Raw genomic sequence first — 13,003 nt, forward strand, 5'->3', positions numbered from 1 at the left:
ATAATTAAAGAGGATTTATACAAAATATGTATTAATTGTGATTATTCCTTATTGAGATGATAAAATTATGATGAAAGATGCTGATTATTAGGAAGTGAATGATCAAATGGGAGAAGTATTTATGGCTTCAAATTCGAATCTATCATTGATGCTTGATTGGATTAAAAATAGTGAAATAAGGAATTTTGCAAATGAAAAGTAAATATGGTAGGGGCATATTGCTAGCTTTAGGGGCAGCTTTTTTTAATGGAACAGTTGGAATACTAAGTAAAGGTCTATTTGACAGTGATTTAACGGCTTCAGCAGTTTCTTTCTATAAATGTGTATTTGCATTTATTGGTTTATCTATTATCGCATTATTTAATTTAAAAATAAGAAAAGAAATAAAAAGATTAACTAAAAAGATCTTACATATTGCGATATGCTCTTTTTTGGGGATTTTTGTATTATATTTCTTTGAAACAACAGGATATAAATATGATAAGGTACCATACATTGTATTCATTTTATTGGGAATATCGGTACTTACAACATTTGTATTCAGCACAATCATATTAAAGGAAAAGAAAAGTGTTATGAATTATATAGGTCTTGTATTGTTAGTTGTAGGCTTATTTATAATGGAATTTGCTTCAGGAGTATCAAATGCCGTATCAATCGGTACGTTATTTGCTGCGATTGCAGGATGTGGATATGGTCTGTTTTTGGTATTGACAAAAAAGTTTAATTTAGAAGGCGGATTAGCGCTAATTTGGTACTTTATGCTCTTTGGAATTATTTATTTGTTTATACCATTTTATAAAGAGGAGATCGTTATTCCAAATGATTCCTCTATGCCTTCGTTAATAGCTTTGGCTATACTTCCTACAATTGGCGGATTTTATTGCACAACTAAAGCATTAACCTTCTTAGAGGCAAACAAAGTGCAGCTTTTAGAACTTACGGAACCTTTATTTGCAACGTTATTTTCATATATTTTTTTAAGAGAGGTAATAAGCAATATTGAATTTTTGGGTGCTTTTTTGATTTTATTTGCCATATATATTTCAGAATATAAGTTGAAAAAGGAAAATAATTTTAGTAAAAATAAAAGGAGGGGCGTAATTGAAAAATAGAAAATTTTATACCTATGAGTCTATGCTTTTTACTTTTAGTATTTTTGTGTTGGATGTTCTAACATAGAAGACTCACTATTCCAAAAGGAAGCGGAACAAATAGTGATTGACTATAATAATAATGGAAATGGTTCGCCCAAAATCATTTCAACAAAAATAAAAGGGAATGCCTATTATATAAAATGGGAGAACAAAGGTAATTTAGAAGAAGGTACTGATAAGGTGGATAAAAATGGAAAAGTAACAATGATCGATAGAAAAATTGAATAACTTCCATGGAAAAATAGAAATGAGTCCAGAAAGTATTTGTTTGGCATTTAATTAAAAGGTCATTTTTTGTCAATTCTAAACGTGTTGTTGGCGCTTTCCACGGGTTTGGCTTCAGTCTCCTCGGTGCCCGGATATGATGTTGATTCCGAAGACATTGCCACAGGGCGTGGCCTCTTAGACTTAGACTACTTGGTCAACATTCTATTGCCCCCAATATTCGCCCTCAGGAAAGCGAGCAAGTCTTCGCTGTAATCAACGAATCCCCCTATTTTTATGGGCTAAATTGGATAATCAACACGCTTGATAATGGAATCAACTTCCGAAAGTTAAAAAATCATGATTGACTTCGATACAGAAATAAGTAATACTTATTCTTAAATTAAAGGAAAATTTAGGAGATGCAGTAAAGTGATTATAAGAGTGTTTTTAGAATTTTTTCGAGTGCTCATTTTGTTATTTTTATTAATGGCTATCATATCTTATCCTATAAGAAAACTATATGATTTAATCGGTATTGGAACGGACAATTATTTTTATATAACAGAATTCGCTATTTTTCTTCTTGTTTATGTTATTTACAATAATAAACTACAATTTACAGGATTTTATACAGAGGGGGCTAAAAAGCTACCTTCTAAAGTAACATGGTCAATCGTATCCATTTCAATTTTGCTACTATCAATACCCATTATTATGAATGGCTTTAAATAAACGAATATATTAAAAAATAAATATTTTAAGTTAAGAGGGAGATGAACAATAAGCTGGATTGTTCGTCTTTTTCTTTTGAGAAAAGAGGGAGGTGCATAAAATAAAACAATCATTAACAAATTTTTAGCAGTGAACGAAGTGAAGGCAAATTAGTAAATAGATGATAGGAGCGGATGATTAGGTTTTAAAAATGGAAGAAGGTGAATAACACGATTTACAGCGCAACTTATTTATTGATCCACAGTGGGGGAGGAAGAAAATCCTCCATTGTGCAAAGTTTCACTTGATGCTTCTTTTTTTTACCATACATTATGTTGAGGTATTGTTATTTGGAATTCTGTTCCTTCAGGAGTACTGTTTAAAACCTTTAAATCACCACTGTGCTCATACATAATTTTTCGGCTGAAGGCTAAACCGATGCCCATTCCTTTCTCTTTATCACTTACGAAAGGATTAAAAATCTTATCCCATTCTTCCTGTGGAATACCCTTTCCTGTATCTTTTATGTGGATGTAGACAAGCCCTTTAGAATACATAGTGTCTATGCTGATCAGGCGTTGTTGTCGTTCTTCTGGAATGGACTCTGCGCAATTCTTTATAATATTTACAAGTACTTGAGTGAAAGAAATTGGGTTTGCTAATATCTTTAGCTTTTCATATTTTTTCTCAAATATCACGTTTACACGATTTTCTTTTGTGTTCTCATTCGTTAAATAGATTGCATGATCAATGATTTCATTCAAATCCACTTTTTCAAGCTCTGGCTTTTTGTTTTTCATGTAATCCGTAAAATTTCCAACAATATTTTCTAGTTGCTTTGTAGCAGAATTTATATACTTTAAGTATTCCACACCATTCTCCGATAATTTTTCATTTTTCTCAAGAACAATGGAGAAGTTTTTAATAATATGAAGTGGATTTCGGATCTCATGAATAAGAGAAGAAGATAGACTACCTATATAATCCATTTTCTTTTCCCGTTCCATCAATACACGAAATTGCTCATTTTGCTCAAGATGCAATCTAAAAAATGAAAGCATTAATCCTATGGAGAAGATAATCACAAAAATACTCGTCACTAAGCTTCCTAAATTCGGGATCAGGTTAACCGTTCCGCATAATATTAATACAGTCGAATATACGAAAAAGGCGGCCATAAAACGTTTGATCGTTCTGCTTTGGACTTTACTTATAGACATGAAGCTACTGATACTCACTATTATGGATAATAGAACTTCTGTAATAAAGAAATAAGCCTGTGTAGGGCTGCTAATAGGATATAAATAAAATAAGTCCTTTTTATAGATGAGCTCTACATAATGCATATCGGAAATTCCATAGGGCGTCCAGTTTAAAATATATAAAAACGTGCTCACGATAAAAGTTATCCAAAACATTTTTTTGCTTACAATCATTGATAAAAGTTTATTATGATTATCCCTCAGTATTACATCATTATACATTTTATAACTTATGTAAATCATAACAGGGAAAAAGTATAAAACGGCAAATCTAAATAATTTGAAAACCCACATAATCACATTTTTAGGTAGCAATTCATAAAAATAAAGTATCCCTATATCCATTTGCCAAGAAAACATGAGGACCATGTAAATGGACAACGGTATGGAGAGTTGTGTACCCCGTAATACTTGAAAAATGAATTTTGCTAAGATTAGTGGTATGAAACCAATTGCGATTACTAAAATTCCTATTATATACATTTATTTACTCACACCTGTTTTATACTTTTTTTAAATAGGCAACCGCATTATTTCCACCAAGTCCATGATTGGTCACTAGTACTTCGTTGATCTCTTTATATTGAATATCTGTATTGATAAACATTTCTTCATATCCCAACTTTTGCGTTTTTATAGTAGGAGGGATAAAACCATATTTAATGCTTAACAACCCAGAGATAACTTGTATAGCACCTGCTGCTCCGAAAGGGTTGCCGACCATTGCCTTTATAGATGTATAAGGCACTTCATGATTAAAAACTTCTTTTGAACATCTTTTTTCTATTTGATCATTTATTTGAATTCCTAATGCTTGGCTATTAACATAATCGGGTTTTCTATTATATGCAATTTGCTGTACTAATTTTTTTAATTGTTCGCCCTTAGTATCGGTGGAAAAAGCACCGATTCCATCATTGTTAGAGATGACTTGTTCTATTTCACCTAAGATTTCTGCATTTCTTTTTAGGGCATCTTCTTCTCTTTCTAAGATTAGAAAAGCTGCTGCCTCCGCAATAGCAAAACCTCTACTACTTTTACTAAATGGAATGGCTCCTTCTTCTAATGTTTGATTGATCGTTATGGATCTATTTTTTATAAAGGCTTGATTTGTTGTCTTTGACATGGCACTGTCTACTCCACCTACTACAGCCACATCTATAAGTCCGTTCTTTAAGTATAGCATGGCAATTTCTATTGCTTCTAAACTAGATGTACAACCTGTACTAATCGTTTTTTCAATACCTTTGATTCCTAAATCATGACCAATTGCTGATGTAAGGCTATGATGGTTTGCAAAATGGATAAAATGAGTGACCATTTTATTAGGGTCTTCTTCCATAAGAGCAATAGATTTAAGAAAACCTTCTTCGGAGATACCACCTATAGCCGTTCCTACAAATAACCCCACTCGCATAGAAGTAAGGTCGATATCCGCAGATGCGATCGCTTCTTTTGCTGCCTTTATGCCTAGTAACATAGCCTTGCTGTAACGTTTATATGCAGGATTATTTTGATATTCTTTTAATCCATTTTCGACTATTCCTAAAATGGTTGATTTTTTTTCATGCGGCATAAGTGTGCTGTTTTCTTTTAAAGTATTTTCTCCTGTTTGAAGAACATTCAAGAAATCTTTGATATTCTCTACTTTTGGACTAATTACGCCTACTCCCGTAGCAACAATGTGATTCATATGATCGCCCTTCTTTTAGCTATTTTCTCATACCTATACTAATCTTAGCCTTTTTATTTATTTGTCACAATATGAATTTGCTATACAAAAATACTATATACGAATAGAAAATAAAGGAATAGGAAATAATGGTTTTATATATATATTTAATTTACTTTCCATCCAAATCATCCCTTTTTATGATCTTTGAACGTATAAAATAGTTTGTATAAAGGCAAAGTCTAAAAAAGGAAGATCTTTTTTTGATCAAATAAAGTCATCCCAACTCATCAAAGAAAAAAAGGTCTTTCTTCCTATAAATCAGTTTACAACAGAAATGATAGATGCTCTAGTAAAAAAATAAAATATTACAGAAGTTTTTCATAATTGATCGTGATACAATCTCTATTGATGCGACTTTTTTGTAGTAATATGTCGTAATATCATGTTTAAAGAAGCTGTTTTTATCAATGTAAGAAAGAATTAACTTCAATTCAGGTGGATTTAACACAATAAACTTTCATGAGTGTTTGATAATCATATATGAAAAAATTTTTACATAAAAAAACATCCCAAAGACTTTTCTTCATAAAAGTTTTAAGATGTTTTATCAAGTGTGTTGATTACCTAATTTTTTCCACAAAATATAGTATATTCGCTGATTTCTGTTACGGTTGCATGACTCATGTGGGCGAACGCTGAGCCCCCTTAGAGATAGACCACTGAAAAAGTTAACCTAGTTCTAAAAATATGATAAAAAAACTTTTTTAGCTTACAAAATGAAGGAAAAGGTAGATTTTATCAGTGAAAATAGCAATTCTATAGTTTTCAGCGGCTCTCAAGTGAAGATGCTGGTTCTCAACTGTTCGCTTTTTCCGTGGAACATTGAACCGGCTTTGCGGGAAAAGCGAGTAGATGAGCCCTCACAGCGTAGCGATTGAAGGAACGGAATCTAAGAGCGCCACATCCTGTGACAACGATTCCGTGACCAACATCCTGTTGCCCCCAGCATTCGCCCGCAGGAAAGCGAGTAAGCCTTCGCTGCAATCAACGAATTTCCCCGTTTTTGTGGATTATATTGGATAATCGACATACCTGATTCATTTATTTACTTAGTAAATAATGAAAGAGAACAAAAATTAGAACTTTTTTGAAATTTTATATATACTTAGTATATAATCTTACATATACTAAATATATATTATAATAAATACTAAAAAGTAAAAATAAGGAGGAAAAAATGATAAATGTTCGAAACTTAAAAAAAAGTTATCAAATCAGCGATGACAGGTATCAAGTACTTAATGATATAAATTTAGACGTATCAAAAGGTGAATTCGTTTCGATAATGGGACCTTCTGGATCAGGGAAAAGTACATTGTTAAATATATTAGGAGGTTTAGATACACCTGATTCAGGTGAAGTTCTAATCAATAATATAAATATTGACTCACTGAATGATAAAAAGAAAACATTATTTAGACGAGAAAATATAGGATTTATTTTTCAAAACTATCAGCTACTACATAACATGACAGTGGAAGAGAATATTTCGATGCCGATGCATGCAGATAAAATAAACAAAAACATTATAGAAAAACAAGTTAAGGACATAATTGATGCTGTTGGATTAAAAGGAAAAGAAAAAAATTTTCCATCTCAATTGAGTGGTGGACAACAACAAAGAGTTTCAATTGCCAGGGCTTTAATCATGAATCCGGTGTTGATTTTAGCAGATGAACCTACGGGAAATTTAGATAGAAAAACAGGGACGGAGGTATTAAAGCTGCTTTCAAACCTTCATCGGAACAATCATTTGACGATTTTAATGGTGACACACGATATCTATGCCGCAAGTTACTCAGATAGAATTATTCTACTAAAAGATGGACATGTAGAGATGGATGTTAAGCATGAGAAGGAAGGTGAAAATGTTGATCTCATTACGAATATCCTTGAGAAACTTAATTCGTAAAAAATATAGAACACTTTTTACCTTATTGGCAATGGTAATTGGAATAGCTAGTATGTTTGCTGTAATTAGTACAGTAGAAACAGCAAAAAAGATGACAGAAGATCGTTTAAAGTTGTACTTAGGAAACGCAGATTATTCGATTCTCTCGACAAACGGGACGTTTTCAGAAGTATATTTAGATAAGATCTTTCATACTGAGGGGGTTGACCATGCATTAGGTCTCATGCACAGAAGATCCCAAGTAGAATTAAAAGAAGAAAGATCAAAATTGCAGAGTCGTTTGCGAATTACAGGTTTATCTTCTCTAGATAGTAATATGTTGCATTTTAATGTTTTAAAAGGCAATTTGAATGAAGAAGGTATAATTATTCCTAAAGAAACAGCTGAATTATGGAAAGTAAACATAGGTGACACTGTCATGATTCATTTTCCTTCAGGAAAAAAGAATATTAAAATTATTGCTATTGTACAAAATACGCCATTATTAGAAGGACCCAATGATTGGCAAGAAGCAGATAATAAAATTTGGCGTGCGGCGGCATCCTTATCACTTGTACAAAAATGGTATATGGAAGAGCATAGAATCGATGAGGTTCGTATTAAATATGATCAAAACTTTCAAGCAAGCCATATTACAAATGAAATTGAAAAAGAACTACTAGAAAAAGATTTATACTTACAAAAAGTTATTTTAGATGAAAAACAGACTAACCAGTTAGATGATTTATATTTTATGCTTTATGCCGTTGGCGGTTTAGCGATGTTAATTAGTGCATTTATTTTGTATAATACGCTTTATGTAAATGTTATGGAACGTAGAAATGAAATAGCGATAATGAAGACGATTGGTTATACTACTCAACAAATAAAGCAGTTGTTTTTGTCAGAAGTACTGATTTTATCAGTACTAGGAATCGTAATAGGTATACCTATAGGAAGCATACTATCTAAGTTTTTACAACAAAGTTTATTCAGTTCATTCCAAGAAAATTTAACTTTTCAAATGCAGTATGCTTATACTCTTCCAACTGTTGTTACATTAGGAATTTTAATACCATTAATAGCAGCATTATTGCCACTTAAATTTGCAAGTAAAGTCGATATTATTAGTAATTTAAAAAATACTCCTAAGGAATCAAAAAGCAATCCAAAATGGAGATTAGCAATTGGGTTAGTCCTTTTAGTAGGAGCTTTTCTACCAAATGGGATAGGAATTATTTGTATATTTATTGCTATATTCTTTTTAGCCCCTTATATTACGCAGCTATTATTAAACATTTTGACGCATTTGAAGTTATTAGGATATGAAGGAAAAGTTGCTGTTAATAACAGCAAACGTACACTGAATCGTTCTGCAAGTATGTCTTTAATTTTAGCATTTGTGATTTGTTTGGGCTTATTAGTATCGTCTATCTTTAGTTCCATTGAAAAAAATATTGATAAAGATCTTTCAAAATCTTTTGGTGGAAATATACAATTAAGCTTTGAAGCACCTTTATCCGATATTAAAATGGAATCCATTAAAAAAGCTATTAATGGTTATGGAGAATTTAATCTTTATCCCGAAAAAATAGTGGGATGGGAAAGAAATAATGAGCCACGTCAGTTCACTATCATAAGTGCGGATACCAATTGGTATAAAAAATATCCATTATTTTATAAAGATGAACAATCAAATTCGTCTATTTTGAATCAATTAGAAAAGGAAAATAATATAGTCTTGGGTGAATACGCATTTAGAGAATGGGGAGGCAAAATAGGAGAAAATATTACAGTTTTTGATAACAATAAAAAGTATCAGTTTAAAGTGATAGGGAAAGTTACTACAACTCAACATTCTGGTTATACAGCTTTTGTTTCGAAAAAGATTTTTGATCAAAATTTTAAAGTCATTAAACCAACAAAAGGATTAATCAATGTTAGAGATCCTGAAGAAGAGCAACAATTTAAAAATAGTCTTGTAGATAAGTTTTCAAATGAAATTAGTGATATTCAATCTATTAAAGAAGAAGCGAAAAAACAACAGGATACTTTGTCAGGGATAAAACCTCTATTTAATATTTTAATAATTATTGCAATCTTAGTTGCAGGTATAGGTATTCTAAATTCTTTAGTAATTAGTATATTAGATCGTTTAAGAGAGATTGGCGTTATGAGAGCGGTAGCTTTTACAAATTATCAAATTCATAAAATGATTATTATCGAGGGAGTAATTATTGGTATAATAGGCGTTTTCATAGGTATTGTTTTGGGATTAGTTACAAGTTATTTGAATGCTCAAACGATATCAGATTCTCAGATAGACTTTGTCCTTCCTATAGATACTTTAATCATGTCAGTTTTTAGTGGGATATTCATAAGTATTTTAGCTGCATTTATGCCAGCCTACAAAGCGACAAAAATAAAGCTGATTGATTCACTTAAACAAGAATAACTTTTAGGAATGATGAAAAAATGTCAGTGAAATATGGGATACTCACGATTCTCTCTCAATCACCTAAACATCGGTATGATTTAAAAGTCACACTCGAAAATATGATGTATAAGCAATGGACATTAAACCCAGGTCAAGTATATTCGACAATTGATCGATTGGTCCGTGACAAACTAGTTGAAGAAGTATCTAATGCTGAAAATGATTTAAAATTGTATCAAATCACGAAAAACGGAAGAGAAGAGGTAGAAAGATGGTTGCAGAATCCTATTGAAGTTTTGCTACTACATGATGAATTTTTCTTTAAAATTCTATGTGCAAAAAGATTAAATTTTGATTTACTAAATAAAATGATTTTTCAACAAAAAGAAGCAGTGATAAAGAAAATACTTCAATTACATTATCTAAGGAAGGAGTTGGAAAATACTGCCGAGAGTGAAGCGATGCTATATTTAATTGAAGGAGGATTATTACATTTGGAAGCGGATTTGAAATGGATGGATATGATTTCGGATTTGGAGGGTTATTGATTTGATGGAGTTTGTTTTAGAAAATAAATGGATATTTTTAGTTATTGCAGAAGCTGTATTTTGGATTTGTTTGATTACATTTCTTGTTTTAAGGTATTGGTTTAATCTAAATAAGTTAAGTATGCTATTTGTGGCGATATTTATCATTAATGATTTATGGATTGCAGCGATGGCTTTTATGGACTATATGAATACTGGAAAATTTTCAAGCTATCAAATAATTATTATGGTTATTATAATTTATGCAATGACTTTTGGAAAATCTGATTTCAAAAAGTTAGATTTCTATATTAAAAGAAAAGTGGCTCAATTAAAGGGTGAGACACTAACAAGTCTTAATCCTCCAAAACAATATTATGGCTTAGAATATGCTATTCTGGAATGGAAACAATTTTTATTCCATTTTGTAATATTTGGGATTGTGCATGGGATGCTGTTTTTTATTTTTGGTATTTCCAAAGATATAGGGGAAATAGCTTCAATAAATCAATTATTTACTCTATGGTTCGATAAAAATAATGGTCAAATACCATTCGATAATACTAGTGCAAATAATTTTAGCCGAATATGGTTGCTGGTCCTAACGATTGATTTTGTAATAACATTATCATATTCGATTTTTCCCAAAAAGCGAGTTAGTTCATAATTAGTATTGCTAAAAAAAGAGAATTTAGTAAAAACATAATATTATGAAGCCTAATGCATTGTCATGCAATCACTTTCGTCGATTAAATAGCAACTTTTCTTTATCTGTTTGCATTTTCTTTTGACCGATGCAACTGCATCTGAAATGTTTTCTACTTTTTCGTAATTCTTTTTTTTATTTGTTAATACAGCGATGGATAGGGAGATGATAGTAAATGGCTCCATATCCTCAGACCGACCTTTTATTTGAAAATGAGGATCTAGAAGATGCTTGGGATTATAAAAGTTTAAAATGGTCGTATCGAAATCATTAATAATTTGCGAACAAATGGCGTCTACTTCATAATGCGGAAGGATGGCCATAAAATCATCCCCACCAATGTGACCTAGAAAATAGCCAAGTTGCTGAACGTTTTTTTTCAGTATTTCGGTTAGATGGAGCAGTACTTTATCTCCCTTATTGAAGCCATATAAATCGTTATAGGCTTTGAAGTGATCGAGATCAAAATACATAATGCTATACATTTCCAAGGTCAACACTTCACTTAATTTTTTTTCAATTAGGCGATTGCCAGGAAGACTGCTTAATGGATTTAAAAAACTCGCCATTTCTACTTGTATTTCAACAAAATTCATCAATAATGCTCTGATACTGACAACTCCTATATATTTTCCTTCTTTTGTGACAATTACGTCATCGTATAAATCTTCTTCTTTTCTTGCCATAGCCAGTTTACTAACTTCTGTGATGGGCTGACAATATTCTACAATGAGTGGATTTTGTTTGGACAGCAAGTTGTTTTCTCTTCCCATATAAAGATTATAACCATATAATGTTCCGATTTTTTGATAGAAATGTGTTCTCGTTATATGTGCAATTGGTTTTTCATGATGTACAACGACAATTCCTCTCATATTGGGATTTTCGACAAATAATTTGTCTACTTCTTTATTTTTGACTGTTGGGTCGATTGAGGGAACTGTTTTCACGATTTGACCAATAGTTGTTACTACTACCCCTTTATTTGCCATAACTTCCTCACTCCTGCAACAAAATGCCAAATCATTTGGTTAACGATTTGGAATACTTCCGTCAGTAATTTCTGTTTTTGGTTTTCCTAATGCATAACCTTGTCCAAAGTGAATACCAATGGATTGAAGGTATGCTATTTCTTCTATTTGCTCGATTCCCTCTGCAATTATTTTTGTATTGGATTGCGTGGCGTATTCGTAGATCAATGAAACCAGTTTTTGTGCGGCATCATTTTGATGAATGCTTTGTATAAGAGAACAATCTAATTTGATAAACTCAGGTCTTAAATAGATGAGTGTTTTTAAGCTATTGTAGCCAGAGCCTACATCATCAATAGCAATACGGTAACCTTGTGAGCGATAGTTAGAGAGTACTCGTTCAAACTCTCGATAATCCGTAACCGCACTACGTTCTGTTAATTCGAATACAATTTGATTTGGCTGGACGCCCATTTCGTTTAGAAGCTGCATCGTTTCGCCCATATGATAATTTTTATCCAATAATATAGAGGGATGAATGTTTAAAAATAATGTGTAGTGTTTTTTTATAATTGTCTCTTTATTTAATCTAGCCACATATCTTTGAAGAGAAAGATTCCTGCAAAATTTTTCAAACTCAAAAATCATATCTGTCGTTCCAACAAAATCATAAAAAGCATCAGTAGTTGAAAATAAATGAGATTTTGTTGGACGGTTTAATGCTTCAAACCCAAATGTTTCACTTGTTTTTAAGTCAACGATCGGCTGGAAAAACGTATCGAGTTTTTCATTTTTCAATATTCTTTTTAATTCATGGTATCTTTTGTAATCGAGTAGATTTTCATGGCGACGGTTGAACAAATAATGAACATATGAAAAAAAGTTAGCGGGTAAATCCTCGGAATTTAGTAAAAAATGCATAAGAACTCCTTATAAATAAAGGTATTTTTTCTTATTGTAATCTTTTATTATTAAAGCTATGTTAATTTTTTCTAAATTTTCGAAAGAAAACGAACTGGATAAAATGATACCAAGATTGAGGACTTCTACAAAGAGGATTTAAAATTTCTCATGTTTTATGTTGTTGGAGTGGTTCATTCAGTTTTGAGAATATGATGAAATAAGATTTTTCAGACGTGTCGATGATCCAGTTTAATCTAAAAATACGAGGCCTTTTAGAATTGTAGTAAAGTGATCCGAATTTTTTCTAATTAACATACCTGAAGATTTTTAACCTAAAATAAGCGGAAATAATACGAAAGTTACAGGGCGATTTAATGAAAAAAGGAGAAAGACTTATGTTTGAGTTAAAAAAATGATTATTTGAAAAATGATTATATAAAAAATCAAATAGTTATAAGAGAAAAGATAGCTTGTTTTGATTTAGTTGAGCCTCGTA

The 13,003-nt window shown here is 31.4% G+C and carries 12 protein-coding genes; 7 read left to right on the plus strand and 5 right to left on the minus strand.

Annotation, left to right across the window (positions count from 1 at the left end; genetic code table 11):
* Nucleotides 1-191 precede the first annotated feature (191 nt).
* From FEU33_RS03805 to FEU33_RS03810, 3 genes are all read left to right on the plus strand, one after another.
* The gene (locus FEU33_RS03805; protein ID WP_146548091.1) at nt 192-1,115 is read left to right on the plus strand and encodes a DMT family transporter; all 924 of its coding nucleotides are present in this window, start codon (nt 192-194) and stop codon (nt 1,113-1,115) included.
* A 102-nt stretch (nt 1,116-1,217) separates the two neighbouring features.
* Nucleotides 1,218-1,385, plus strand: coding sequence for a hypothetical protein (locus FEU33_RS18645; RefSeq protein WP_186725714.1), 168 nt, complete (start codon nt 1,218-1,220; stop codon nt 1,383-1,385).
* Between the two features lie 408 nt (nt 1,386-1,793).
* A complete protein-coding gene (locus FEU33_RS03810; protein WP_146548092.1) occupies nt 1,794-2,096 on the plus strand; it encodes a hypothetical protein in 303 nt (100 codons plus the stop codon).
* Between the two features lie 299 nt (nt 2,097-2,395).
* Here the strand turns inward: FEU33_RS03810 and FEU33_RS18650 are convergent, their stop codons facing one another.
* The 3 genes from FEU33_RS18650 to FEU33_RS03825 form a co-directional block, all read right to left on the minus strand.
* Nucleotides 2,396-3,295, minus strand: a complete 900-nt coding sequence (locus FEU33_RS18650) for a sensor histidine kinase (protein ID WP_186731305.1) — start codon at nt 3,293-3,295, stop codon at nt 2,396-2,398.
* A 544-nt stretch (nt 3,296-3,839) separates the two neighbouring features.
* A complete protein-coding gene (locus FEU33_RS03820; protein ID WP_146548094.1) occupies nt 3,840-5,030 on the minus strand; it encodes a beta-ketoacyl synthase N-terminal-like domain-containing protein in 1,191 nt (396 codons plus the stop codon).
* A gap of 837 nt (nt 5,031-5,867) precedes the next feature.
* Entirely contained in the window at nt 5,868-6,056 is a 189-nt protein-coding gene (locus FEU33_RS03825; protein WP_146548095.1) for a hypothetical protein, read from the minus strand.
* A 193-nt stretch (nt 6,057-6,249) separates the two neighbouring features.
* Here FEU33_RS03825 and FEU33_RS03830 point away from each other — a divergent pair, with 193 nt between their 5' ends.
* The 4 genes from FEU33_RS03830 to FEU33_RS03845 are packed head-to-tail and all read left to right on the plus strand — an operon-like array spanning nt 6,250 to nt 10,594.
* Complete coding sequence (locus tag FEU33_RS03830) at nt 6,250-6,984, plus strand: ABC transporter ATP-binding protein (RefSeq protein ID WP_146548096.1); 735 nt, start codon at nt 6,250-6,252, stop codon at nt 6,982-6,984.
* Nucleotides 6,944-9,418: an ABC transporter permease gene (locus FEU33_RS03835; RefSeq protein ID WP_186731306.1), complete on the plus strand. Its 2,475-nt coding sequence runs from the start codon at nt 6,944-6,946 to the stop codon at nt 9,416-9,418. Before FEU33_RS03830 ends, FEU33_RS03835 begins: the two co-directional genes overlap by 41 nt.
* A gap of 20 nt (nt 9,419-9,438) precedes the next feature.
* The gene (locus FEU33_RS03840; protein WP_146548098.1) at nt 9,439-9,948 is read left to right on the plus strand and encodes a PadR family transcriptional regulator; all 510 of its coding nucleotides are present in this window, start codon (nt 9,439-9,441) and stop codon (nt 9,946-9,948) included.
* A 4-nt stretch (nt 9,949-9,952) separates the two neighbouring features.
* Nucleotides 9,953-10,594 (plus strand): hypothetical protein, encoded by a 642-nt coding sequence (locus tag FEU33_RS03845; RefSeq protein ID WP_146549895.1) that lies wholly within the window; start codon nt 9,953-9,955, stop codon nt 10,592-10,594.
* A gap of 50 nt (nt 10,595-10,644) precedes the next feature.
* Here the strand turns inward: FEU33_RS03845 and FEU33_RS03850 are convergent, their stop codons facing one another.
* Both FEU33_RS03850 and FEU33_RS03855 read right to left on the minus strand, forming a co-directional pair.
* Complete coding sequence (locus FEU33_RS03850; protein WP_146548099.1) at nt 10,645-11,625, minus strand: GGDEF domain-containing protein; 981 nt, start codon at nt 11,623-11,625, stop codon at nt 10,645-10,647.
* 39 nt (nt 11,626-11,664) lie between these two features.
* Nucleotides 11,665-12,525 carry an EAL domain-containing protein gene (locus tag FEU33_RS03855; RefSeq protein WP_146548100.1) on the minus strand — a complete coding sequence of 287 codons (861 nt, stop codon included), beginning with the start codon at nt 12,523-12,525 and terminating at the stop codon, nt 11,665-11,667.
* Nucleotides 12,526-13,003 lie beyond the last annotated feature (478 nt).

It is taken from the genome of Rummeliibacillus suwonensis, from assembly GCF_007896435.1.
GTDB classification, from domain to species: Bacteria; Bacillota; Bacilli; order Bacillales_A; family Planococcaceae; genus Rummeliibacillus; species Rummeliibacillus suwonensis.